The sequence below is a fragment of the Streptomyces sp. A3M-1-3 genome, assembly GCF_024213665.1.
Taxonomy (GTDB): Bacteria; Actinomycetota; Actinomycetes; order Streptomycetales; family Streptomycetaceae; genus Streptomyces.
This window is the reverse complement of the sequence record NZ_JANAVP010000001.1, coordinates 207,484-231,415: the sequence shown is the minus strand read 5'-3', so window position 1 is coordinate 231,415 and position 23,932 is coordinate 207,484. Positions and strand designations below refer to the sequence as shown.

Below are 23,932 nucleotides of genomic sequence, written 5' to 3'. Positions count from 1 at the left end.
GTACGGTCAGCCGCTGCGGCCTCCCCGGTACTCCTCGGCGCCGGTGAGGATGTCCCGCTTGACCCTGTACCAGCCCAGCAGGCCGCCGATCGGAGCGGCGACCGCGGCGCCGATCAGGATGGCCGTGACGTTCGCTCCCCACCTCACCGCACAGGCCGTGACCGTGCCACTCACCAGCATGGCCGCCAGCGCGCCCCACAGCTGCTTGCGGTAGCCGCGGCTGAGGAAGAGCCACCGGCCCGGCGCCTCGGGCGGGGCGTCGATCGCCGCCGCCGGACCCGCGCTCGCCGCCTTCGGGCGCTTGAAGTACTGGAAGTACAGCCACTGGCCGCAGACTTCCCAGCCCTCGGGGGCGAGGTCCGCCGCCACCGCGCTTCGGTCGTGGATTCTTGTGACCTCGCGCCGGTACTCCCAGCGCATCGCGGCCCCCGGCTCGCGACGGCTCACGAAGCGGCCGAGCCGGTCGATGCGCTCGACCTCCCAGCCCTCGTCCCCGTACGCGTTGAGGTGCTTGCGGTCGACGTAGATGTCGGCGGCCCACTTCCAGGTCTCCGCCTCGGCGGTCGGCTCTTCGGCCGGTGACGCTCCGCCGGCCAGCCGGGCCGCGAACTCCTCGACCGGACCGAACTCCTCCTGCGCGGCTGCCCCGGTCTCGGCGAGGTAGCCGTTGAGTTCGGCGACGGTCGCCGCCACATCCAGCCCCTCCATACCCCCCTTCCGCAAAGCGGCGGCGAGTGCGTCGAAGTAGTCGGTGGTCTCGGTCATGACGTTCCCCCTGTGGTCAGCATCGACGTGACGGCCGTGTGGAACTCCAGCCAGGACGCCCCCTGTTCGGCCCGCGCCCGGCGCCCGGCGTCGGTCAGCCGGTAGTAGCGGCGCCCGGGGCCGCGCTCGGCGGCCCGGAACTCCCCGACGACCAGCCCGGCTTCCTCGAGCCGGTTGAGCACGGGATAGAGCGTCCCGCCCTTGATCTCGCCGAGCCCGGCGGCGGCCAGCGACTTCGAGATCTCGTAGCCGTAACTCTCCCCTTCCGTGAGGCAGGAGAGGACGAGGAGGTCAAGGACGCCCTTGAGCCAGCTGGATCTGCGGTCTGCGGCCATGCATGTATTCCAGCATCACCTAGATAGAAATACAACCTAGCTGGCTACGCGGACCACCATCTTGCCGGTGTTCTGGCCCCGCAGCATGCCGAGGAAGGCGTCCACGGTCCGCTCGAAGCCGTCCACCACCGTCTCGACCGGCGCGATCCGCCCGCTGCGCAGATGCGGCGCCAGGAACTCCTCCAACTCGCCCTGCAGATGGGCGTAGTCGCGGACCAGTACGCCCTCCAGGCGCAGGCTCTTCGCCACGATGTCGAAGAGATTGCGGGGCGCGGCCGGCGGCCGGCCGCCGTTGTACTGGGCGATCGCGCCCACCCAGGCGATCCGGCCGTGGTCGCGCAGGGCGTCGATGGCGCCCGCCAGGTGATCCCCGCCGACGTTGTCGACGTACGCGTCGATGCCGTCGGGCGCGGCCTTGGCCAGCAACTCGCCGACCGGGCCGTCGTGGTAGTCGAAAGCCGCGTCGAAACCGAGCCGGCCGGTCAGGTGCCCGACCTTCGCCGCGGAACCCGCGCTGCCGACGATCCGCCCGGCTCCCAGCAGCCGGGCGATCCGGCCGGCGGCGGTGCCCACCCCGCCCGCCGCGGCCGAGATGAAGAGATCCTCGCCGGGCTGGAGGCGCAGCGTGCGGGTGAGGGCGACGTACGCGGTGAGTCCCGTGCCGCCGAGGATGCTCAAGTACGCGGAGAGCGGCACTCCTTCGTACGGGGTGATCCTGCGGGTGCCGTCCGCACCGGGGGTGACGAGCGCGTGCGTGCGCCAGCCCTGGCGGTGGAAGACGAGGTCGCCCTCCTTGAGGGCGGGGGAGCGGGAGTCCAGGACCCGGCCGAGGGAGCGGCCCTCCAGCGGGGTGTTCAGCTCGAAGTCGCCGTCCATCATCTCGCGGTGGTACGGGTCCACGGAGAGGTGGAGGTTCTCCACCAGGGCCGTGCCGGGCGCGGGGACCGGGAGTGGCGACTCGACGAACGAGAAGTGGCCGGGTGTCGGGAACCCATGGGGGCGGGCGACTTGGTGCACGGCGATTACGCGGGTGGTCGTCATGCCGACGACCGTAGGAAGGAATCCCGCGGCCGGGCACTCGGTTGCCCTCATGGAAGGTCCGGCATCCATGAACACTGCTCATAGAACGAGGTGAGAGGCCCGTGGCCGATCTGGCGCCGCACGAACTGCGGATACTCGTGGCCGTCGAGAGCGAGGCCGGCTTCACGGCCGCCGCCGCGCTCGGCCTGACCCAGTCCGCGGTGTCGCACTCGGTGCGGAGCAGCGAAGCCAAACTCGGAGCGGTGCTCTTCGAGCGGAGCAGGCGGGGCGCCCGCCCCACGGCAGCCGGTACCCGGACCGTCGCCCACGCCCGCCGCATCCTCCGGCTGCTGGACGTCATGGCCGCCGAGGCGCGCGGCGCGGAGAGCGGCACCGTCGCCGGGCCGCTGCGTATCGCCGCCTTCCGCAGCGCGGCGCTGCACCTGCTCCCCTCCGCACTCGAACGGCTCACCGCACGCCACCCCGCCCTCCGGCCCGAGGTCAGGGTGGTGCGCGAGCTGGGCCGGGGCGCGGCCGGCGAGGTCGCCGACGGCCGTGCCGACCTGGGCATCGCCACCATCGGCACCTCCTCGCCGATACCGCCCGAGCTGGTCGGCGGCGTACTGATCGAGGAGCCGTACGCGCTGGTCCATCGCACCGGACACCCCGACCCGCGCTCGCTGCCGCTCGTCGACTGGGCCGAGAACTGCACGTCGTACACCCGGCGGTGGTGGGCCGAGCAGGACTGGCTCCCGCGCGCGACCGTGGAGGCCGAGGACGACGGGGTCGTGCTGTCCATGGTGGAACGCGGGCTGGGCATGGCGATCATGCCGGCGCTCTCCCTGACCGGAGCACCGGACGGAATCGAGATCACCGATCTCGGACCGGAGCGCCCCACCCGTTCAGTGGGCTACGTCACCACCCCTGAGCAGGCCCGGACGGCCGCCGTCCGCGCCCTCATCCGGGAGCTGAGATCCCTCGCCGTCTCAGATAGTAGGAAGTCCGAGTAATTGTGAGACAGACAGCCGGTACTGACTTAGCTTTGTAGAAGCCGAACGTCTCGCTCGATCCAGCGAATGGCGGTCGTGAGTCCGTGCCCCCGTGCAGGCAACCCCTGCGGCACGCTCCCCGCCCCTTCCGGCGCCTCGAAATCATCTTCGTGATCTCAAGGAGTCGATCACCATGCCCGAGACGACCCTCCGCCGCCGCGTCCGCCATACCCCCCGTACGAGCGAGACCGAGCGCAAGAACGCCGCCGCCGCCCTGCAGCGAGCCCTCGACCGCAGGGACAACGGCGGCTCCACCGGCCACTGACCGGCCTACTGACCCCGCTTCACCTCGAAGTAGTCGATGCGCTCGCCGCTCTCGGCGAGCGCGGACACCTTCAGCTTCGGTGCCGCGCAGGCCTCCGCCTCCACCGCGAGGAACGAGAAGCCGCGACGCCACGCTCTCCGTCTGCGTCAGGAACTGGTCCCACACCCGCGCGTCGTACGTGTCCGACTCCTTGCCCAGCCCGCTGCTGTCCGCGTAGCAGATGTCGCCCGCGGCAGATGGAAGGACGGGTTCTGCCCCCAGTATCAACTGGTCGTTGCTGAGGGCGTGGTAGCTGACGCCCTGGTCGCCGAAGGCCGTGAAGACGAACGTCTCCGGCCGGGCGGGCGCGGTGCGGAACGAGCCGATGGTGCTGATGCGCGACGCGTCCGCCGGGTCGAAGCCGTCGTGGCCGACCCCGTAGTAGTACGTCGTGCCGGGCTTCAGCCCGTCCAGGGCGACATGCGGATAGAACTGGTCGACCGCGGGCTGCTTCCGGGACAGCGACGGCGTGTGCAGCGCGCGCACCTCGGCCTCGATTTTCCGGCTCAGCTCCCACGGCTTGAGCCCCACCCGCAGGTACGGCTGCTTCACCGCCAGCGGCACCTGCCAGGAGACCCGCATCTGGGTCTTGGGGTCGGCGCCGAAGGCGAGATGCCGGCCGAAGGGCGCGACGAGCGAATCGTCGACGCCGGCGGTCGCGGGGGCCGTGTGCAGGGTGGGGGCGCGCCGAAGCGTGGGAGTCGCGGCGCCGGCCGGGGAGGCACTGCCGAGCAGCAGCCCGCCGCCCGCCGCGGTGCCGGCCAGCACGCGACGCCGGGACAGCTTCGTCCGCAGATACTCGAGCTGCTCCGGCATGCTCATGCGGCGAGCTGCTCGGGGATGCCCATACGTGGGGTAGGGGTATCGGTCACGGCTCTTGAACTTGCCAGTAACTTCCGACTGCGCGCCATGCGCGGGATGAACGAAGTTCAACGAATCTCCGGCCGATCCGGCGTCCCGAATGGCGGACAGCACATGTCATTCACTGGGACGCGGAGTAGGGTGCCGACATGTCTCGCAGCCTCAATCTCGCAGTGATCCCCGGTGACGGCATCGGCCAGGAAGTCGTGGCTCAGGGCCTGAAGGTCCTTGCCGCGGTGCTCCCGCAGGATGTGAAGCTGGAGACCAAGGAGTACGACCTCGGCGCGCGGCGCTGGCACCGCACCGGAGAGACCCTCCCGGACGCGGAGCTCGACGCCCTCAAGCAGCACGACGCGATCCTGCTCGGCGCGATCGGCGACCCCTCGGTCCCCTCCGGCGTCCTCGAGCGCGGGCTGCTGCTGAAACTGCGGTTCGCCTTCGACCACTTCATCAACCTGCGCCCGTCGAAGCTGTTCCCCAACACTGCGACTCCGCTGGCCGGCCGCCCCGACATCGACTTCGTCGTCGTCCGCGAGGGCACCGAGGGCCCGTACACCGGCAACGGCGGCTCGCTGCGCACCGGCACCCCCGCCGAGGTCGCGACCGAGGTCAGCGTCAACACCGCGTACGGCGTGGAGCGGGTCGTCCGCGACGCGTACGAGCGGGCCAACGCCCGCCCCCGCAAGAAGCTGACGCTCGTCCACAAGAACAACGTGCTCGTGTACGCCGGCCACCTGTGGAAGAACATCTTCGACCGGGTCGGCCAGGAGTACCCCGAGGTCACCACCGACTACCTGCACGTCGACGCCGCGACGATCTTCTTCGTCACTCAGCCCGAGCGCTTCGACGTCATCGTCACCGACAACCTCTTCGGCGACATCCTCACCGACCTCGCCGCCGCCGTCACCGGTGGCATCGGGCTCGCGGCCTCAGGCAACATCAACCCGACGGGCGCCTTCCCGTCGATGTTCGAGCCCGTCCACGGCTCCGCGCCCGACATCGCGGGCCAGGGCAAGGCCGACCCCACCGCGACCGTGCTGTCCGTCGCGCTCCTGCTGCGCCACGTCGGGTACGAGAGCGAGGCGGCCCGGATCGAGGCCGCGGTCGCCGCCGACCTCGCCGAGCGCCAGGGGTCCCGTACGACCGACGAGATCGGCGACGCGCTCGCGGTACGTGTAGCGAGCTGACCCGCGCGAACGTCCCTCAGCCGCCGGGTCACCGAACCCGGCGGCTGTGCTTTGCGGCCGCCGGGTGCCACCATCATCCTGGGCCGCGGATTCGCCGTATCTCCTCCGGACTCCGTCCGGGGGGACCGCCGGGCCCCACAGACGCGATAATCGAACGTGGGCCGCGACATGCGGGAGAAAGCTCGGACGTCCTAGTAGGCGTGAGCGCGGTCCGTCACACACAACCGGTGAAGGACAAGCACTCATGACGACGCCCACGATCGAGCTCAAGCCCTCCTCGCACCCGCTGTCCGACGCGGAGCGCGAGGCGATCCTGGTCAGCCCCGGATTCGGCCGCCACTTCACCGACCACATGGTCACGGTCAAGTGGACGGAAGGCCGCGGCTGGCACGACGCGCAGCTCGTCCCGTACGCGCCGCTGTCCATCGACCCGGCCAACATGACGCTGCACTACGCGCAGACGATCTTCGAGGGCCTGAAGGCCTACCGCCAGCCCGACGGCACGGTGTCGACCTTCCGGCCCGACGCGAACGCGGAGCGCTTCCAGCGGTCGGCCCGCCGCCTGGCCATGCCCGAGCTTCCCGTGGACCTCTTCATCGAGGCATGCGACGCGCTCGTCAACCAGGACAAGGCATGGGTCCCCAGTTCGGGTGAGGCTTCGCTGTACCTGCGTCCCTTCATGTTCGCGAGCGAGGTCGGGCTCGGTGTGAAGCCGGCCAACGAGTACCTCTTCATCGTGATCGCCTCGCCCGCCGGTGCGTACTTCCCCGGCGGCGTGAAGCCCGTCTCGGTGTGGCTCTCGGAGGAGTACGTCCGCGCGGTCAAGGGCGGCACAGGCGCGGCCAAGACCGGCGGGAACTACGCGGCCTCGCTGGTCGCGCAGGCGCAGGCGGCCGAGCACGGTTGCGACCAGGTGGTGTGGCTGGACGCCGTCGAGCACCGCTGGATCGAGGAAATGGGCGGCATGAACCTGTACTTCGTGTACGGCGACCGCATCGTCACCCCCGAGCTCACCGGCTCCCTCCTCCCCGGCATCACCCGCGACTCCCTCCTCAAGATCGCCAAGGACCTCGGCTACGAGGCGGTCGAGGGCCGGATCTCCACCGAGGACTGGAAGCGCGACAACGAGAACGGCACCCTGACCGAGGTCTTCGCCTGCGGCACGGCCGCGGTCATCACACCGGTCGGCTCGGTGAAGTCCGCCCGCGCGAACTGGACCCAGGCCGACGGGCAGCCCGGCAAGGTCACGATGGAGCTCCGCAAGGCGCTGCTGGACCTCCAGACCGGCGCGGCCGAGGACACCCACGGCTGGATGCACAAGCTCGGCTGAGTCGAGCCGCACTTGTACGGAGGCCCGCGCCCGGTTTCCCGGGGCGCGGGCCTCCGCGTTGTCGTCCCCACCCTGAACGCGGGGGTACGGAGTACACCCGCACCGTTCCTCTTGACTGAGCAGGAGTGAGTCTGCTCAGCCGCACGCCCCGAACGGTCTTGGGCGCACTGGTCCCCGGCGTACTCAACCCCGGGGCGGCGACACGATCCTGTGCGTGGTCCGGGTCCGGGAGGTCGGTTCCCTGCGCGATCCGGCCAAATGGGTACGGCCAGAGGCGACGGGGAGGCCCTGAACCATCACTCCGGTGGAGCGGGGGCCCCGCACGCCGGCGCCGTACCCGGCGTCCCAGATCACACGATCACGTTAACCCGGACGGCCCAGGACGCCGCAAGCCCGGAAGCCGACCATCACACGATCGAGTTAAACCGCCCTCGTGCACGCTCCCCGGCAAGCAGCTGACGACCCCCGCGAAGGAGCGGCGGCTTCGCGCCGCGCACCCACGGCGTCCCGGGGCATTCCCCCGGTTTCACACTCGCGGGCATGGCCGGGCCGGAGGCCGTCAGGTGGAAGCCCTGCCCCGGGCCGGCTCCGGCGAGGCCACCGACGGGTCCGGGGCCGGGGCCGTGGCCCCGCGGAGGGTCAGGGCCGCGTAGGCCAGGCCGCCTGCCGCTCCCGAGAGGACGAAGCTGCAGTCCACGCCGCCGGTGAGGGCCAGCAGCGGGCCTTCGTACAGCGGGGTCGAGACCGCGGCCAGGCCGACCGCCGCGCCCAGCGTCCAGGACACGGTGGCGGCGAGGTTCCAGCCGGCGCGGAACCAGTACACGCCGCCCTTCGCGCGCCGGTTGTAGACCTGGAGCGCCTCCGCGTCGTACGTGCCGGCGCAGCGGACGTAACCGATCAGCGTGATCACCGCCCACGGCGTGCCGAGCGCGGTCAGCAGCAGCACGAACGACGTCATCGCGGACCGCGCGTCCCACAGGAAGTGCCCGAGGAAGACGAACGCCGTCGCGACCGCCGCGACGACCAGCGTCGCCCGGGCCCGCGTGGCGCGCGGCAGGATCGCGTCCAGGTCGAGGCCCATGGAGTACAGCATCAGGCCCGCGTTGCCGACCGAGCCGGCCGAGGCCGCCAGCACCAGCGGCAGCAGGTACCAGGCGGGAGCGGCGTCGACCAGCGGGCCCGCGTAGTCCGTGGCCGCGCCCGCCGCGAGGGCGGTGAAGGTGCCGAAGAGCTGGGGGATCAGCAGACCCAGGAACAGACCGAGGCAGGTGGCGCGCAGCACCGTGCGCGAGCTGTGGCGGCGCGGCGAGATGTAGCGGGTGTAGTCGCCGAGCAGGGTGATGAAGGCGATGGGGCCGCTGAGGCCGGCGGCGACGGCGGACAGCAGCCAGGTCGGCCAGAAGCCGCCGAGGAGGTATGGCGTGTCGGCGGGCGGGGCCGTGGTGAAGTCGCCGGAGTACGCGAGTAGGCCGAGGAGCAGCAGCACCGTCATGGCGACGGCCAGCACCCGGCTGAGCCGGAGCAGCAGCCGGTAGCCGTACACCGCGGCGAAGACCGTACACGCGGCGAGGAGGGTGTAGACGACCACGACGGCCGGGGCGTCGGTGGAGGTGCCGAAGAGGCGGGCCAGCGTGCCGACGATGACGTCGCCGCCGATCCACAGGGTCAGGGCGGTGTACCCGAGGGAGAGCAGCAGGCCGACGACCGACCCGATGAGTCGGCCACGTACGCCGAACTGTGCGCCGCTGGAGGTGGAGAGATTGGTGCCGGTACGCAGCGAGACCAGCGCGAGCGGGGCGGTCAGCAGGGTGCCGACGACCGTGCCCGCGACGACGGAGGTCACGGCGGGCCACAGGCCCAGCCCGAAGGACACCGGCAGCCAGCCGAAGATGATCACGCCGAGGCACAGGTTCGAGCCGAGGAGGATCGAGACGAGGTCGCGCGGTCCGCTGGTGCGCTCCTCGTCGGGGATGGTGTCGACTCCGCGCTGTTCGATCGGCATACGGCGCTCCCTGCTTCGGCCGGCGACTATTTGAGTGACGCTCAATGTGACCTATGGCAAGGTGGTAGGTCAATCTTTCGGTGACATTAATCAAGAGGTTAGAGTGATGCTCTAACGCTCAGGGAGGTGGAACGGCGTGCGGCTGACCCCTACGGAACGCGACCGGCTTCTGCTGTTCGGAGCCGCGGAACTGGCGCGGGCGCGCCGGGCCCGGGGACTGCGGCTCAATGTGCCGGAGGCCACCGCGCTGATCGCCGACGCCGTCTGCGAGGCGGCCCGCGACGGGCGGCGCCTCGCGGAGGCGATCGAGGCGGCGCGCAATGTCCTCGGCCCCGACGACGTCCTGCCGGGCGTCGCGGACGTGGTCACCGAGGTGCATGTGGAGGCCGTCTTCGACGACGGCTCGCGGCTCGCGGTCGTCTCGGCGCCCATTCGCGGCGGCGGCCTGGGTGACGACGCGCCCGGCGCGGTGCTGCCCGCCCCCGCGACGCCCGAGCCGGAGCCGGCCGTACGCCTGACCGTACGGAACACCGCGGCTGTCCCGGTCAGCGTGACCTCGCACTTCCACTTCTTCGAGGCCAACCCGCGCCTCGACTTCGACCGGTCCGCGGCCTACGGCATGCGGCTGAACGTGCCCGCCGGAGCCTCCTTCCGCTTCGATCCCGGCGGCGAGGCAGAGGTCGGCCTCGTCCCGATCGGCGGCGCCCGGATCGCGATCGGATTCGCGGGCCTGGTCGACGGGGAACTGGACGCGCCCGGCGCGCAGGAAGAAGCCCTGCGCAGGGCTGCGGCCTGCGGATACCTGGGAGCCGAGCGATGAGCGCGGCCCCGCGCCGCGCCACGGACGTCGCGCGCCCGACGCCGCGCGGCGCCACCGTCACGCCGAACGCCCACCCCGACCACGCGCACGAGCTGGAGGTCCGCTCATGACTGGCATCGATCCGTACGAGTACGCCGCCGTGCACGGGCCGCGCGCCGGAGACCGGGTCAAGCTCGGTGACTCCGGGCTGACCGTCCGGGTCGAGTCCGACGCCCAGAAGCCCGGTGACGAGTTCCTGGCCGGCTTCGGCAAGACCGCCCGCGACGGACTGCACCTCAAGGCCGCCGCCGTCCGGGACACCTGCGACGTCGTCATCAGCAACGTGCTGGTCATCGACGCCGTACAGGGCATCCGCAAGGTCTCGATCGGCATCCGGGAAGGCCGGATCCACGCCATCGGGCGGGCCGGCAACCCGGACACCCTCGACGGTGTCGACGTCGTGGTCGGTACGGGCACGAGCATCGTCTCCGGCGAGGGCCTGATCGCCACCGCCGGAGCCGTCGACACCCATGTCCACCTGCTCTCGCCGCGGATCATGGAAGCCTCGCTCGCCTCCGGGGTCACCACGATCGTCGGCCAGGAGTTCGGCCCGGTCTGGGGCGTCGGCGTCAACTCGCCGTGGGCCCTGCGCCACGCCTTCAACGCCTTCGACGCCTGGCCGGTCAACATCGGCTTCCTGGCGCGCGGTTCGTCCTCGGACGCGGCCCCGCTGGTCGAGGCACTCGCCGAGGGCGGCGCGTCCGGCTTCAAGGTGCACGAGGACATGGGCGCGCACACCCGCGCCCTGGACACCGCGCTGCGGGTCGCCGAGGAGCACGACGTACAGGTCGCCCTGCACAGCGACGGCCTGAACGAATGCCTCTCCGTGGAGGACACCCTCAAGGTCCTCGAAGGCCGGACGATCCACGCCTTCCACATCGAGGGCTGCGGCGGCGGACACGTCCCCAACGTCCTGAAGATGGCCGGCGTCCCGAACGTCATCGGCTCCTCGACCAACCCCACCCTGCCCTTCGGCCGGGACGCGGTCGCCGAGCACTACGGGATGATCGTCTCCGTCCACGACCTCAAGCCCGACCTGCCCGGCGACGCCGCCATGGCCCGCGACCGCATCCGGGCCGGGACCATGGGCGCCGAGGACGTCCTGCACGACCTGGGCGCGATCGGCATCACCTCCTCCGACGCACAGGGCATGGGGCGCGCGGGCGAGACCGTACGCCGGACCTTCGCGATGGCCGGGAAGATGAAGGCCGAGCTGGGCCCGATGGAGGGCGACGGACCGGCCGACGACAACGGGCGCGTGCTGCGCTACATGGCCAAGCTGACCATCAACCCGGCGATCGCCCACGGCCTCGCGCACGAGATCGGCTCGATCGAGGTGGGCAAGCTCGCCGACATCGTGCTGTGGCGGCCGCAGTTCTTCGGCGCCAAGCCGCAGCTCGTACTGAAGTCGGGCTTCCCGGCGTACGGAGTGACGGGCGACCCCAACGCCGCCACCGACACCTGCGAACCGCTCGTCCTGGGCCCGCAGTTCGGGTCGTACGGCGCGACCGCCGCCGATATCTCCGTCGCCTTCGTCTCGGCCGCCGCGGCCGCGCTCGAAGGAGACCGGATGCCCACCCGAAGGCGGCGGGTCGCCGTCCGCGGCACCCGCGGCATCGGCCCGTCCGACCTTGTCCTCAACTCCCGTATCGGAGCGGTGGGCGTAGACGGCCGCAGCGGACTGGTCACCCTCGACGGCGACCCGGTCCGCTCCGAACCGGCGGACTCCGTCTCCCTGAACCGTCTCTACTTCCTCTGACCGCGACCGTGACAGCGACAAGGACCCGACCCATGAGCACTCCCGCCGCCGACGGCCTCCGTATGCCCCCCGAGTGGGCTCCGCACGAGCGCACCTGGATGGCCTGGCCCGGCCCCAACCCGACCTTCACCAACGACGACGAACTCGCCGAGGCCCGCCACGCCTGGGCGGCTGTCGCCCGCGCCGTGCGGCGCTTCGAGCCGGTCACCGTCGTCGTGGGCCCCGGCCAGAGCGAGGGCGCCCGCGAGCTCCTCGGCCCGGACATCGAGCTGGTCGAGCGTGATCTCGACGACGCCTGGATGCGGGACATCGGCCCGACCTTCGTCACCGACGGAAACGGCCGGCTGGCCGCCGTCGACTGGACGTTCAACGGCTGGGGCGCGCAGGCCTGGGCCCGCTGGGGACACGACTCCAAGATCGCCCGGCATGTCTCCGACCTGGCCGGCACCCCTACGTACAGCACGCCCCTGGTCAACGAGGGCGGCGCCATCCACACCGACGGCGAGGGCACCGTACTGCTGACGGACACCGTCCAGCTCGGAGCGGGCCGCAACCCGCACTGGTCCCGCGAGCAGGTCGAGGCCGAGATCCACGCCCACCTCGGCACGACCAAGGCGATCTGGCTGCCGCACGGCCTGTCCGGCGACTACGGCACGTACGGCACCCAGGGCCACGTCGACATCGTCGCGGCCTTCGCGAAGCCCGGAGTCGTGGTCGTGCACAGCCAGCAGGACCCGGCCCACCCCGACTACGAGCGGTCCAAGGAGTACGCGGCCCTGCTGCGCACCGCGACCGACGCCAAGGGACGCCTGCTGGAGGTCGTGGAGATACCCGCGCCGACCGTACTGAAGGACGAGGACGGCGAGTGGGTCGACTACTCGTACATCAACCACTACCTGTGCAACGGCGGCGTGGTGCTCTGCGCCTTCGACGACCCGCGGGACGAGATCGCCGCCGGGATCTTCCGACGTTTGTTCCCCGAGCGGACGGTGACGCTGGTTGACGCCCGTACGATCTTTGCCGGGGGTGGCGGCATCCACTGCATCACCCAGCAGCAGCCGAAGGTGTGACCGAGGGAGCGAGAAGATGACGGCCGGTCCGGCCCGCGCGCGGAGGAACGCGCCGCCGCGCGAGGAAGTGCTGGCCGCCGCCATGGCCACCATCGCCGAACGCGGCCTGGACGGGCTCACCATGGCCGGTCTGGGCCGCGAGGTCGGGATGAGCAGTGGCCACCTGCTCTACTACTTCCGTTCCAAGGACGAGCTGCTCCTGCAGACCCTGGAGTGGAGCGAGGCACAGCTCGGAGCGGAGCGGCGCGCCCTGCTGTCCCGGCCCGCCACGGTCCGCGAGCGGCTGGACGCGTACGTCGATCTGTACGTGCCCGACGGTCACCGCGATCCGCACTGGACGCTCTGGCTCGAGGTCTGGAACCGCTCCCAGAACGCCGACGCCGAGGCACGCGCCCGCCAGGCCGCGATCGAGGGCGCGTGGCACCGCGATCTGGTGGCCCTGCTCGCCGAGGGCGTCTCGCGCCGGGAGTTCCGCGGCGTCGACGCCGAGCGCTTCGCGGCGCGCACGCGGGCGCTGCTCGACGGCTTCAGCATCCATGTGGCAATCGGACTGCCGGGCCTGGACCGCGACCAGATCCTCGCTCACGTACGGGAGTTCCTCGACGATTCGCTCCCGCCGACCGCATCGTGAGACCGCGTCCCAAATGCGGGGGACGTATGGCAGACTGCCCGCGTGCTTGCGTTCGCCATGATTATGGGAAGCAGCGCGCCGGTCCGCAGTGGCCGCTGAACCGTGGACGACCCCCCGCGGCAGTGGACACCGTGCCTCAGACCCGCGCGCAGACCTCTCGCACCCGCGAGAGGTTTTTTCGTTTTCCGGACCCCATCCCGGCCGGAGGCGAGAAGCGCGCGATGATGGGGGCAAGTGGAGCCAGCTGTTTACGGAGCCACTCATCCGACAGGAGTCAGATCAGCATGACGACGACAGAGGCCACCGCCACCGACGATGGGTTCCATGTCTTCGACACCACCCTGCGCGACGGCGCCCAGCGCGAGGGCATCAACCTCACCGTCGCGGACAAACTGACGATCTCACGGCACCTGGACGACTTCGGCGTGGGCTTCATCGAGGGCGGCTGGCCCGGCGCCAACCCCCGTGACACCGAGTTCTTCGCCCGTGCCCAGGCCGAGATCGACTTCAAGCACGCCCAGCTCGTCGCCTTCGGCGCCACCCGCCGCGCCGGCGGCAATGCCGCCGAGGACCCCCAGGTCAGAGCGCTCCTCGAATCCGGCGCACCGGTGATCACGCTGGTCGCCAAGTCCCACGACCGTCATGTGGAGCTTGCGCTGCGCACCACCCTCGACGAGAACCTGGAGATGGTCCGCGACACTGTCTCGTACCTGCGCGAGCAGGGCCGCCGGGTCTTCGTCGACTGCGAGCACTTCTTCGACGGATACCGCGCCAACCCCGAGTACGCCAAGTCCGTCGTACGCACCGCCTCCGAGGCCGGCGCCGACGTCGTCATCCTCTGCGACACCAACGGCGGCATGCTGCCCGCCCAGGTGCAGGCCGTCGTCGCCACCGTCCTCGCCGACACCGGCGCCCGCCTGGGCATCCACGCCCAGGACGACACCGGCTGCGCCGTCGCCAACACCCTCGCCGCCGTGGACGCGGGCGCGACCCATGTGCAGTGCACGGCCAACGGATACGGCGAGCGGGTCGGCAACGCCAACCTCTTCCCCGTCGTCGCCGCACTGGAGATCAAGTACGGCAAGAAGGTGCTGCCCGAGGGCGCGCTCGCCGAGATGACCCGTATCTCGCACGCCATCGCCGAGGTCGTCAACCTCACGCCCTCGACCCATCAGCCGTACGTGGGTGTTTCCGCCTTCGCCCACAAGGCCGGCCTGCACGCCTCCGCAATCAAGGTCGACCCCGACCTCTACCAGCACATCGACCCCGAGCGCGTCGGCAACACCATGCGGATGCTCGTCTCCGACATGGCCGGCCGCGCCTCCATCGAACTCAAGGGCAAGGAACTCGGCGTCGAACTCGGCGACGACCGCGAACTGGTCGGCCGCGTCGTCGAGCGGGTCAAGGAGCGCGAGCTCAAGGGCTACACGTACGAGGCCGCGGATGCCTCGTTCGAGCTGCTGCTGCGCGAGGAGGCCGAGGGCCGCGCCCGCCGCTACTTCCGCACCGAGTCCTGGCGCGCGATCACCGAGGACCGCCCCGACGGCTCGCACGCCAACGAGGCCACCGTGAAGCTGTGGGCCAAGGGCGAGCGCATCGTCGCCACCGCCGAGGGGAACGGCCCGGTCAACGCACTGGACCGGGCGCTGCGGGTCGGGCTGGAGCCGTTCTATCCGCAGCTGGCCAAGTTCGAGCTGGTCGACTACAAGGTCCGCATCCTGGAGGGCAAGCACGGCACCCAGTCCACGACCCGGGTGCTGATCGCGACGAGCGACGGCCGGGTCGAGTGGTCGACGGTCGGCGTCGCGGACAACGTCATCGCGGCGTCCTGGCAGGCGCTGGAGGACGCGTACACGTACGGCCTGCTCCGCGCCGGGGTCGAGCCCGTGGAGTAACCCCTGCCGGCATGTCCGAAAAGGAACCCTTTCCGGTAGCTTCTAAGTATGAAGACCAGGGTGTTTTCCGCACTGTCCGGTCTGCTGCTCTCGTTCTCGGCGGCCGCCCTCGTGGCGGCGCCGGGAGCACAGGCGGCCACCGGCCCCGAGACAGTGGCCGAAGCCCTCAAGGACGGCCCGGTCTACGTCGACCCGCGCGCCTCGGACCAGCTGTCCCAGGCCGATGCCGACGCCCTGGCGAAGAAGATCGAGGATGCGGACAAGCCGGTCTTCATCGCCGTACTGCCCGAGAACGCCGAATTCCCGGCGGACAGCGTGCTGCCCACCCTGCGCACCGAGACCGGCATCAGCGGCCTGTACGGCGTGCGGCTCGGCGACGGCTTCAACGCCGGGGCCGACCGCGGCGTGATGTCCGGGCAGGCCGTCCGCAATGTCACCGACGCCGTGAAGGCGACCGGACCGGTCGACGCCGAAACCCAGTTGAACAACTTCGTCGACCAGGTACTGCCGCAGATCCGTGGCTCGGCGCCGGCCTCTTGGGACACCGCCTCGCAGGAGGGCGCCTCGACGAGCGCCCTGATCGCGGCCGGCGTGATCGCGGTGGCGGGCGGCGCGGGCGCGTACACCATCGTCCGCCGCAACCGCGCGAAGAAGGCCGAACGCGAGCGCGCGGCCCTCGACAAGCTGCGGGTCGTGGTCGACGAGGACATCACCGCCTTCGGCGAGGAACTCGACCGGCTCGACTTCCACCCCGGTGAACCGGGCGCCGACGACACGATGCGCAAGGACTACGAGCACTCCCTCGACTCGTACGAGAAGTCGAAGTCCCTGATGGCGTCGGCCCAGCGCCCCGACGACGTACGCGGCGTGACCGAGGCCCTGGAGTACGGCCGCTTCTCGCTGGCCGTACTCGCGGCCCGCCGCGAAGGCGCCCCCGTCCCCGAGCGCCGCAGCCCCTGCTTCTTCGACCCGCGCCACGGCCCCTCGGCCGAGGACGCGACATGGGCCCCGGCCGGCGGTACGGCACGTACGGTCCCGGTCTGCGCGGCGGACGCGGTCCGGCTGCGGGAGGGCCACGACCCGATGACCCGCACGGTCGAGACGGCCGACGGCCGCCGCCCGTACTGGGAGGCGGGCCCGGCCTACGGCCCCTGGGCGGGCGGCTACTTCGGCGGCGGCATCCTGCCGGGCCTGCTGATGGGCACGATGCTGGGCTCGATGATGTCGAGCCCGGCGTACGGGTCGGACTACGGCGCCGGTTACGAGGGCGGCGACTACTCCGGTGGCGACTTCAACGCGTCGGACTTCGGCGGCGGCGACTTCGGTGGCGGCGGCGGATTCGACGCGGGCGGCGGGTTCTAGCCGTCGGCTGGTGGGGCGGCGGGGCGAATGGCGGAGCGGATTACGGTCTTACTGCTGAAACTGGGCGACCTGTGACGGTAAGTGATTGATCGCGATCGTTCGGGTATGTTTGTCTCCTGAACATGCCAAACCGCAACTCAAACCTAATGAGGCTCCTCGCCCTCGCGACGGCCGTCACCGCTGCTCTGGTGACGGCCGGTCCGCTGTCCGCCTCCGCCCACTCCGCCGCCACCGGCCAGGCGGCGAGCGGCGGCTCCGGCCCAGCCCCGCTGCACCGCTCCGCCAACGCGCTGCCGGGCCGCTACATCGTGACCCTCAGTGCGACCGCCGACGCGGAGGAGATGGTGGGGCGGCTCGGCGTGAAGTCGCAGTTCATGTACAAGTCGGTCGTGCGCGGATTCGCCGCCGCGCTCACCCCACCGCAACTGCACTCCGTGCGGTGGACCCCGGGAGTCGAGGCCGTCGAGGAGGACGCCGAGGTCTTCGCGCCGAAGCCGGACGGGGGGACGCGTGTACCGGCCTCGTCGTGGGGACTGGACCGGCTCGACCAGCGCAGCCTGCCCCTCGACAGCCAGTTCACGGTGAAGGGCACCGGCCGGGGCGCCACGGCGTACATCATCGACACCGGGATCGACTACTCCCACAGCGAGTTCGGCGGGCGCGCCCAGTTCGGCTACGACGCCATCGGTGACGGGCGGCGCGGCCAGGACTGCCATGGCCACGGCACGCATGTGGCGGGCACGGTCGGCGGCGCGACCTACGGTGTGGCGCGCGAGGCCACGCTGGTGAGCGTCCGGGTGCTCGACTGCCAGGGCGCGGGCAGCCTGTCGGGGGTGATCGCCGGATTCGACTGGGTGGCCGACAACGCCGTACAGCCGTCGGTGCTCAACGCGTCTCTCGGCGGGCCTCGGTCCATCGCGGTGAACAACGCCGCCAATGCCGTGTCGGACCGGGGCGTCCTGCCCGTTGTCGCGGCGGGCAACGAGTCGGCGGACGCCTGCGATGTCTCACCGGCGTCCGCGTCGCGCGTGGTCACGGTCGGCGCGAGCGACTCGCAGGACCAGCAGACAGCCTTCTCCAACTACGGCGAATGCCTGTCGCTCTACGCGCCCGGCGCGTCCATCGTCTCGGCCCAGCGCGGCGGCGGCAGCGTCGCTCTGGACGGTACGTCCATGGCCTCTCCCCACGTCGCCGGGACGGCGCTGCTGTACAAGGCGGCCTACCAGAATGCCGGCCCGGCGACGGTGGCGAGCTGGCTCGTCGCCCAGTCGACGAAGGCTGTGCTGACCAACGTGGGCGAGGGCTCGCCGAACAGCCTCCTGTACAGCGGCGACCTCTGACCATCGGCACGTTCGTGGTCGGCCGCGACGCCCGTCATCGGCCCGCCGCTGGGACGCGAGCCCGCCGGTACGAGCCACCGCCCCGCCGGGCCCCGCGAGGGGGCGGGCCGGGGCGGCGATGCACCATCCCCGTACCCGCCCCGGGGCGGCATCGGCGCCGTCGATCACCCCTGCGGTGCGGACTTGATCGCCGAGACGTCGAACGTCAACTTGACCTTGTCGCTGACCATCACGCCACCCGTTTCGAGCGCCGCGTTCCATGTCAGGCCCCAGTCCGAGCGGAGGATCTCGGCGCTGCCTTCGAAGCCCACGCGCTCGTTGCCGTAGACGTCCGTCGCCGAGCCGTTGAAGTCGAGGTCGATCGACAGCGGGCGCGTCACGTCCTTGATGGTGAGGTCGCCGCTGATCCGGTACTGGTCGCCGCCCAGCTGCTCAGCCGCAGCCGACCGGAACGTCATCAGCGGGAACTGCTCGGCGTCGAAGAAGTCACCGCTGCGCAGGTGGCCGTCGCGGTCCGCGATGCCCGTGTCGATGGAGGCGATCCGGACGTCGATGGAGGCCGCCGAGCGGGACGCGTCGGAGCCGTCCAGGTTCAGCGTGCCCTCGAAGTCGCCGAAGCTGCCGCGCACGTTCGTGACCATCGCGTGACGCACGGTGAAACCGATGCTGGAGTGCGCCGGGTCGATCGTGTACTCGCCGGTCAGGGCGGCCAGGGCGGGGTCCACCTCGAGGGTGGCAGTGGCGGCCGGGGCGTCGGTGTTGGCCTTGCGGTTGAACAGAGCCATGGCTCCTCCTCGGGTTGTCCGGTGTCTCGGTAGAGATTGTTTAACCTTCAACGAGATCCGAAGATAGACCCATCTCGTTCAAAATTCAAGTAACAGTGATTCCGGCGCGCCGGACGCCCTCTTTCGGACGCGCGTAGACATCAGGCACCATCGCTCTGCTCCACCTGCACAGCCGTCCCACCCACAGAGCGGCTGCGTCGCCCAGAACGGCTGCCTAGAACGGCGGGGTCGCCGGGGCCGGTCCCAGCGTCGTCGTGCCCGGGGCCGCGCGGTGGCCCAGTCCCGTGCGGTACGCGTCGAGCGCGGCCTCGGTCCGGCCTGTACGGCGCAGCAGGTCACCCAGCAGCCGGCAGAGGTCGGCCAGGTCGCCCGTCGCCCCGCTCCGTTCCAGCAGGCCGAGCGCCAGCACGTAGTGCTCCTCGGCGGACTCGGTCTCCCCCTGGTCCTCCGCGATCAGGCCGAGCAGCCGGTGCGCCCCGCCCGCGTGCACGGCGCCGTGCCGGTCCCCCAGGTCGAGCAGCGCCGCGAGGAGTCCCGACGCCTCGCCGTGCCGGCCGAGGCGCCGCAGCACATCCGCGAGCTCGACCTCCACCTGGGCGGTGTAGAGCGCTGCGCGCTTGGCCGCCAGCATGTCCCGGGCCGTACGCAACTCCCGTTCGGCCGAATCCAGTTCGCCGTTCTGGGCCTGCACATACCCACGCATCCAGTGGCAGTGCGCGAGGTCGGTGTTCAGCCGCAGCTGCCGGTAGATCGTCTGGGCCTTGGCCAGGGACGCGTCGGCGTCCGCCGTACGCCCCTCGGCGAGAAACGTACGGGCCACCTGGCGGTGCATGCCCGCCACCAGCGCCGGGTCGCTGACCTGCGGCGCGAGTGCGAGGGCGAGCTCCGCCGCGTGCGCCGCCCGGGCATGGGCGCCCATGTCGATGTACGGGCCGATGACGGCGGCGTACAGCAGGACCAGCGCCTCCGGATCGGCCAGCCCGTTCGCGCCGAGCTCGTCGATGGTGGATTCGAGGAGGTAGCAGGCGTACCGCAGCTCTCCGGCGAGGAGGTGGGCGATGGCGCGGCCGCGGATCGCGCGGGCGCGGCGGGGGAGTGGTTCGCCGGACAGGAGGCGCTCGGCAGTCTCGAAGTGGCGCCCCGCGTCGGCGAGTTCGCCGGTCTCCAGCGCGCAGTCACCGAGCCCGAGCAGCGCCTCGGCCTGCTCGGGGGCGAGGTCGAGGTGTTCGGCGTCGGTGAGTAGCCGGCGGTAGCGGACGGCCGCCTCGTCGGCGGCGCCGGTGGCCAGCATCTGCTGGGCGTCGGTGAGGGCGAGCCGCAGTTCGGTGGCCAGATGGGCGGGGCGTCCGGTGGCCAGCTCCTCGTACGACGTGCCGAGGCGCTCGGCGAGGAAGCGCAGCGCGGTCTCGGAGGGTCGCACCTTGCCGGACTCCAGCGTCGATACGTAAGCGGACGTGTACGAGGGATCCGCCAACTGCCGCTGTGTCAGGCCACGTTCGGTACGCAGCCGCTGAACCCGGCGGCCGATCTCGGCCGGTTCGTCCATGGGTACCCCCTGGTCGCTTCAACTCCCCAGTATTCAGGGGCAACCGGCCATTGCGCACGTCCTGTGCACGCCCCTAATTTAAGCAACTCGTTCATCGCGCTTACCCATGCAGTTAACACCCGTTCAGGGGGAGGACTCCGTGCGCTCGACCCTGCGCAGAGCCATGACGACGGCCGGTGTCGCCGCGGCCGTCACCGCCGCACTGGCCGCCGGACCCGGCATCGCGGCCGCCGACCCGGCCCCGCCGTCCGAGGCGAGTCAGACCGACGTGAACCAGACCGACGTGAACCAGGCCGCCGCGAATCAGGCTGGGGCCAAGACGGTCGAGGTCGAGATACCCGGCCCGGAGCACGGCGGAGCCGCCGGATCCGGCCACGCCCACGTCCTGGCCGACGGCCGGGACCGGCCCGCGCCCCGGCTCTCCGCGCGCGAGGCGGCGGCGGACGGCGAGGTCACCAAGGTGATCGACAACGGCTCGACCGCCGACCGGCTGGACGTGGTCGTCATCGGAGACGGCTACACCGCCGCCGAGCTGGCGCAGTTCCACACCGACGCCAAGGAGAAGTGGGCCGAGCTCGCGGCCGTCGAGCCGTACACGACCTACCAGAGCCTCTTCAATGTCTGGACGGTCGACGCGGTCTCCAACCAGTCCGGCGTCTCCGGCGACCCCGACCGCGCCACCGTCCGGGACACCGCCCTCGGCTCGTACTTCTGGTGCGACGACATCGAGCGGCTGCTCTGCGTCGACCAGACCAAGGTCGACTCGTACGTGACCAGGGCCCCGGAGGCCGACCTCGTGATCGTCCTCGCCAACAGCAGCAAGTACGGCGGCGCGGGCTACAACGAGCCCAGCGAGACCCTCGGCTACGAGGGCATCGCCACCGCGTCCGCCGGCAACGAGCGGTCGGGCCAGGTCGCCATCCACGAGACCGGCCACTCCCTGGGCAAGCTCGCCGACGAGTACTTCTATCCCGGCTACCCGGGCTACGAGCAGTACACCGGCCCCGAGCCCGCCGACATCAACGTCTCCACGCTCACCGCCGACCGGATGGCCGCGCAGCACGCCAAGTGGCACCGCTGGCTCGGCGAGGAGTCGCCCGACGGCGGCCCGGTCGGCGCGTACGAGGGCGGCGGCTACTTCGTCAAGGGGCTGTACCGGCCGACCGACAACTCGCTCATGCGCGTCCTCGGCAAGCCCTTCAACCTTCCCGGCGTCGAGGCGATGATCGCCGGCTTCTACCGCCACGCGACGGTCGCCACCGCCGTGACCCCCACCGACCGCACCCTGAGGGCCGGCCACACGGCGAAGGTCGCCGTGCCCCGGCTCGCGGGCGCGGGCGTCCCGTACGCGAAGCAGCTCACGGTCCGCTGGTCGGTGGACGGCAAGGAGATCAAGCGCCTCGCGGGGCGGACCGAGGTCCATGTCTCCGAACTGGCGCTGCGGCTGCTCGACCTCAAGAAGCACAGGCTCTCGGTCACCGTCACCGACCGGACCTCCTCGGTCCGAGACCCGGAGATCGCGAAGACGCTGCGATCGACGGTCTCCTGGACGGTCCGACTCTGACCCACTTGGACTTCCGCGCAGCGGTTGTTGGACTGCCGCTGCCCGGAGCGCTCCACTTCGTTGACGGTGCCATGACCAGGGGGCTACTCAGTCCCCATGTCGCAATCACTCTTCTCCGGCAGGGGGTCCGGGGGTTGTCCCCCGGGAATCAGCAGCCGCGCGGCGTGCGCTCTCGCCGCCGCCTCCTCAGCCGTATTCGCCCTGGCAGGACCGACGTTGCCCGCCTCAGCAGCGGTGGCCGAAGACGCCACCGCCGTCATCGGCTCGCCGCAGCTCGCCGTCACCGTCGCCAAGGACTTCCCGCGCGTCCTCACCTACACCGACCGCGCGAGCGGGTCACAGCTCGCGGGCAGCACCGCGCCGGTCACCGCCGTGGTGCTGAACGGCAAGGCGTACGGCGTCCAGGTCAAGGGCGAGCCGGTCGTCGGCGGATCGAGCGCCCACTACACCCTCGCCCTCCCCGACCTCACCGGCGTCGAGCTGGACGCGGCCCTCTCCGTGTCGGGCCGCACGACCACCTTCAGGGTCACGGCCGTGCGGGACACCGACGCCTTCCGGGTGGGGACCATCGACATCCCCGGGCACGACCTGGTGTCCGTCGGCAGTACGGACACGGGCGCCGGGACCGCCTTCACCAAGCTGGACCCCGACTCGACCAGGACCGCCGACGTCATCGGCAAGGTCACCACGGCCACCCCCGCCGACGCGGCGCCCGTCGGTGCCACGTACGCGATCGTCAACACGGGCACGCTCGCCGCCGCCGCGAGCGGGAGGGCGACACTCCGCATCGAGGCGGAACCGCGGGGAAGCAGCCCGGCGACCGTCCGGATCGACGACATACGGGTGGTCGCGAACGCGCCCGAGGCCAAGGCGGGCACGGTCGTGCACGAGGACTTCGAGGCCGTCGACCAGGGCTGGGGCCCGTTCCTCAAAGGCGACGCGGGCGGCTCCACCGACCCGCGCACTCATATCGCGCAGAAGAACGCCCCGTACACGCAGGCAGGCTGGAACGGGAAGCTCGTCGACGACGTCCTCGGCGGCGCCGAGTCCCTCAAGGCGCATGAGGAGAACACGGGGCTGGTCTACCGCACGGCCCCCTGGACCGTCCCCATGGCCGACGGGCACGCGTACAAGGTCGAGTTCGACCACCAGTCGAGCCACGCGGGCGCCTACGAGTGGGTGACCGGCTACGACCGGATCGCCGCCGACGGCACGCCCGCTTCCGTGGAGACCCGTCGCACGCCGATCGGGAAGGAACACGCCACGGACCGCTTCAGCGAGACCGTCACGGCCGGCTGCGGCGACACCTGGACCGGACTGCGCAAGAAGGGCGGCGCACCCGACGGCGCGGACTTCGTCCTCGACGGCTTCACTGTCACCGATCTGGGCCCGGCGCCCGAGCGGGCCGCGTGCGGCACGCTCACCGTCGACCCGTCGGCCGAAACCCTGGAGCCGGGCCGGCCGAACCTCGTCAAGGCGTCCTTCACCAACTACGAGGCAGCCGCCGCGACCGGCGCCGCACTGACCCTCGCCCTGCCCGAGGGCTGGCAGTCGGAGCCGGCGGGTGCGGTGACGTTCGACTCGGTCGCGCCGGGCGCCAAGGTCACCGGAAGCTGGCAGGTCACCCCGCCGGTGGACGCGAAGTACCAGTCGTACACGCTGAGTTCGCAGGTCGCGTACACGGTGGGCGGCACCGAGCGGAAGCTGGCCGCCGCCGCGACCGTCCGTACGCTGCCGCCGCCGCCGACCACGGACAGCTGGGCGAGCGACCTCGACTGGACTTCGGCGGCGAACGGCTGGGGGCCGGTGGAGCGCGACCTGTCCAACGGCGAGCAGGGTCAGGGCGACGGCAAGCCGATGAAGATCGGTGGCGTGGCGTACGAGAAGGGCCTTGGCACCCACGGCCCCGCCGCGGTCCGCTACTACCTCGGCGGCAGGTGCACCTCGTTCACCGCCGAGGTGGGTGTGGACGACGTCCAGGCCACGCGCGGCAGCGTGCAGTTCAGCGTGCAGGCGGACGGTACGGAGAAGGTCAAGTCCCCGGTGCTGAGGGCCGCGGACTCCGCGTGGTCGCTGACCGCAGACGTCACCGGCGCCACGTACGTCGACCTGGTGGCCGGCGACGGCGGTGACGGCAACGGCAACGACCACGCCGACTGGGGAAGCGCGCGCTTCCACTGCGGAAGCTGACCGACCGCGTTCAATAGGCGTGAATGAACGTGAATGAAGGTGCATGAACCTCGCGCACCGGCCCTCTCCTCGGGCCGG

At 71.2% G+C, this 23,932-nt stretch carries 18 protein-coding genes and 1 pseudogene; 12 read left to right on the top strand and 7 right to left on the bottom strand.

From position 1 onward, the window contains the following. Window positions 1-6 precede the first annotated feature (6 nt). The 3 genes from NLX86_RS01115 to NLX86_RS01105 are packed head-to-tail and all read right to left on the bottom strand — an operon-like array spanning window position 7 to window position 2,141. Window positions 7-765: a DUF2812 domain-containing protein gene (locus NLX86_RS01115; RefSeq protein ID WP_254369618.1), complete on the bottom strand. Its 759-nt coding sequence runs from the start codon at window positions 763-765 to the stop codon at window positions 7-9. Beyond that, the gene (locus NLX86_RS01110) at window positions 762-1,100 is read right to left on the bottom strand and encodes a PadR family transcriptional regulator (RefSeq protein ID WP_254369617.1); all 339 of its coding nucleotides are present in this window, start codon (window positions 1,098-1,100) and stop codon (window positions 762-764) included. The genes NLX86_RS01115 and NLX86_RS01110 overlap by 4 nt, the downstream gene beginning before the upstream one ends. A gap of 36 nt (window positions 1,101-1,136) precedes the next feature. Then, complete coding sequence (locus tag NLX86_RS01105) at window positions 1,137-2,141, bottom strand: NADP-dependent oxidoreductase (RefSeq protein ID WP_254369616.1); 1,005 nt, start codon at window positions 2,139-2,141, stop codon at window positions 1,137-1,139. A 101-nt stretch (window positions 2,142-2,242) separates the two neighbouring features. On the opposite strand from NLX86_RS01105, the gene NLX86_RS01100 reads away from it, so the two are divergent. After that, complete coding sequence (locus NLX86_RS01100; protein WP_254369615.1) at window positions 2,243-3,130, top strand: LysR family transcriptional regulator; 888 nt, start codon at window positions 2,243-2,245, stop codon at window positions 3,128-3,130. A 430-nt stretch (window positions 3,131-3,560) separates the two neighbouring features. Here the strand turns inward: NLX86_RS01100 and NLX86_RS34655 are convergent. Beyond that, a pseudogene (locus tag NLX86_RS34655) lies at window positions 3,561-4,295 on the bottom strand (fibronectin type III domain-containing protein); the annotation flags it as partial. 188 nt (window positions 4,296-4,483) lie between these two features. Between NLX86_RS34655 and NLX86_RS01090 the strand changes: the two are divergent. Together NLX86_RS01090 and NLX86_RS01085 are read left to right on the top strand one after the other, a co-directional pair. Further along, entirely contained in the window at window positions 4,484-5,521 is a 1,038-nt protein-coding gene (locus NLX86_RS01090) for a 3-isopropylmalate dehydrogenase (protein WP_254369613.1), read from the top strand. A 244-nt stretch (window positions 5,522-5,765) separates the two neighbouring features. After that, window positions 5,766-6,851 (top strand): branched-chain amino acid aminotransferase, encoded by a 1,086-nt coding sequence (locus tag NLX86_RS01085; RefSeq protein ID WP_254369612.1) that lies wholly within the window; start codon window positions 5,766-5,768, stop codon window positions 6,849-6,851. 559 nt (window positions 6,852-7,410) lie between these two features. Here the strand turns inward: NLX86_RS01085 and NLX86_RS01080 are convergent. Further along, window positions 7,411-8,853 (bottom strand): cytosine permease, encoded by a 1,443-nt coding sequence (locus NLX86_RS01080; RefSeq protein ID WP_254369611.1) that lies wholly within the window; start codon window positions 8,851-8,853, stop codon window positions 7,411-7,413. Window positions 8,854-8,989: 136 nt separating this feature from the next. Between NLX86_RS01080 and ureA the strand changes: the two genes are divergently transcribed. From ureA to NLX86_RS01045, 7 genes are all read left to right on the top strand, one after another. After that, on the top strand, window positions 8,990-9,673 hold the full coding sequence (gene ureA / locus NLX86_RS01075) for an urease subunit gamma (protein ID WP_254369610.1): 684 nt from the start codon (window positions 8,990-8,992) through the stop codon (window positions 9,671-9,673). A gap of 106 nt (window positions 9,674-9,779) precedes the next feature. Further along, complete coding sequence (locus tag NLX86_RS01070) at window positions 9,780-11,471, top strand: urease subunit alpha (RefSeq protein ID WP_254369609.1); 1,692 nt, start codon at window positions 9,780-9,782, stop codon at window positions 11,469-11,471. Window positions 11,472-11,503: 32 nt separating this feature from the next. Beyond that, window positions 11,504-12,541 (top strand): agmatine/peptidylarginine deiminase, encoded by a 1,038-nt coding sequence (locus NLX86_RS01065; protein ID WP_254369608.1) that lies wholly within the window; start codon window positions 11,504-11,506, stop codon window positions 12,539-12,541. A 16-nt stretch (window positions 12,542-12,557) separates the two neighbouring features. Continuing rightward, window positions 12,558-13,172 (top strand): TetR/AcrR family transcriptional regulator, encoded by a 615-nt coding sequence (locus tag NLX86_RS01060; RefSeq protein WP_254369607.1) that lies wholly within the window; start codon window positions 12,558-12,560, stop codon window positions 13,170-13,172. Window positions 13,173-13,456: 284 nt separating this feature from the next. Then, window positions 13,457-15,067 (top strand): citramalate synthase, encoded by a 1,611-nt coding sequence (gene cimA / locus NLX86_RS01055; protein ID WP_254369606.1) that lies wholly within the window; start codon window positions 13,457-13,459, stop codon window positions 15,065-15,067. 48 nt (window positions 15,068-15,115) lie between these two features. Beyond that, window positions 15,116-16,429 (top strand): hypothetical protein, encoded by a 1,314-nt coding sequence (locus NLX86_RS01050; RefSeq protein WP_254369605.1) that lies wholly within the window; start codon window positions 15,116-15,118, stop codon window positions 16,427-16,429. Window positions 16,430-16,575: 146 nt separating this feature from the next. After that, window positions 16,576-17,769 carry a S8 family peptidase gene (locus NLX86_RS01045; protein ID WP_254369604.1) on the top strand — a complete coding sequence of 398 codons (1,194 nt, stop codon included), beginning with the start codon at window positions 16,576-16,578 and terminating at the stop codon, window positions 17,767-17,769. A 164-nt stretch (window positions 17,770-17,933) separates the two neighbouring features. On the opposite strand, the gene NLX86_RS01040 is transcribed toward NLX86_RS01045, so the two are convergent. Together NLX86_RS01040 and NLX86_RS01035 are read right to left on the bottom strand one after the other, a co-directional pair. Then, entirely contained in the window at window positions 17,934-18,554 is a 621-nt protein-coding gene (locus NLX86_RS01040; RefSeq protein ID WP_254369603.1) for a YceI family protein, read from the bottom strand. Between the two features lie 214 nt (window positions 18,555-18,768). Then, window positions 18,769-20,100 (bottom strand): helix-turn-helix transcriptional regulator, encoded by a 1,332-nt coding sequence (locus NLX86_RS01035; RefSeq protein WP_254369602.1) that lies wholly within the window; start codon window positions 20,098-20,100, stop codon window positions 18,769-18,771. A gap of 163 nt (window positions 20,101-20,263) precedes the next feature. On the opposite strand from NLX86_RS01035, the gene NLX86_RS01030 reads away from it, so the two are divergent. Beyond that, window positions 20,264-21,664 carry a M64 family metallopeptidase gene (locus NLX86_RS01030; RefSeq protein ID WP_254369778.1) on the top strand — a complete coding sequence of 467 codons (1,401 nt, stop codon included), beginning with the start codon at window positions 20,264-20,266 and terminating at the stop codon, window positions 21,662-21,664. A gap of 96 nt (window positions 21,665-21,760) precedes the next feature. Next, window positions 21,761-23,854, top strand: a complete 2,094-nt coding sequence (locus NLX86_RS01025; protein WP_302060787.1) for an NPCBM/NEW2 domain-containing protein — start codon at window positions 21,761-21,763, stop codon at window positions 23,852-23,854. Window positions 23,855-23,932: the final 78 nt, after the last annotated feature.

Excerpts from the sequence above, each read along its gene's own strand:
- NLX86_RS01035 (WP_254369602.1), bottom strand. The coding sequence starts at position 20,100 with ATGGACGAACCGGCCGAGATCGGCCGCCGGGTTCAGCGGCTGCGTACC.
- NLX86_RS01070 (WP_254369609.1), top strand. The coding sequence starts at position 9,780 with ATGACTGGCATCGATCCGTACGAGTACGCCGCCGTGCACGGGCCGCGC.
- NLX86_RS01050 (WP_254369605.1), top strand. The coding sequence starts at position 15,116 with ATGAAGACCAGGGTGTTTTCCGCACTGTCCGGTCTGCTGCTCTCGTTC.
- NLX86_RS01090 (WP_254369613.1), top strand. The coding sequence starts at position 4,484 with ATGTCTCGCAGCCTCAATCTCGCAGTGATCCCCGGTGACGGCATCGGC.
- cimA (WP_254369606.1), top strand. The coding sequence starts at position 13,457 with ATGACGACGACAGAGGCCACCGCCACCGACGATGGGTTCCATGTCTTC.
- NLX86_RS01085 (WP_254369612.1), top strand. The coding sequence starts at position 5,766 with ATGACGACGCCCACGATCGAGCTCAAGCCCTCCTCGCACCCGCTGTCC.
- NLX86_RS01115 (WP_254369618.1), bottom strand. The coding sequence starts at position 765 with ATGACCGAGACCACCGACTACTTCGACGCACTCGCCGCCGCTTTGCGG.
- NLX86_RS01025 (WP_302060787.1), top strand. The coding sequence starts at position 21,761 with ATGTCGCAATCACTCTTCTCCGGCAGGGGGTCCGGGGGTTGTCCCCCG.
- NLX86_RS01045 (WP_254369604.1), top strand. The coding sequence starts at position 16,576 with ATGAGGCTCCTCGCCCTCGCGACGGCCGTCACCGCTGCTCTGGTGACG.
- NLX86_RS01105 (WP_254369616.1), bottom strand. The coding sequence starts at position 2,141 with ATGACGACCACCCGCGTAATCGCCGTGCACCAAGTCGCCCGCCCCCAT.
- NLX86_RS01065 (WP_254369608.1), top strand. The coding sequence starts at position 11,504 with ATGAGCACTCCCGCCGCCGACGGCCTCCGTATGCCCCCCGAGTGGGCT.
- NLX86_RS01060 (WP_254369607.1), top strand. The coding sequence starts at position 12,558 with ATGACGGCCGGTCCGGCCCGCGCGCGGAGGAACGCGCCGCCGCGCGAG.
- NLX86_RS01030 (WP_254369778.1), top strand. The coding sequence starts at position 20,264 with ATGACGACGGCCGGTGTCGCCGCGGCCGTCACCGCCGCACTGGCCGCC.
- NLX86_RS01110 (WP_254369617.1), bottom strand. The coding sequence starts at position 1,100 with ATGGCCGCAGACCGCAGATCCAGCTGGCTCAAGGGCGTCCTTGACCTC.
- NLX86_RS01080 (WP_254369611.1), bottom strand. The coding sequence starts at position 8,853 with ATGCCGATCGAACAGCGCGGAGTCGACACCATCCCCGACGAGGAGCGC.
- NLX86_RS01040 (WP_254369603.1), bottom strand. The coding sequence starts at position 18,554 with ATGGCTCTGTTCAACCGCAAGGCCAACACCGACGCCCCGGCCGCCACT.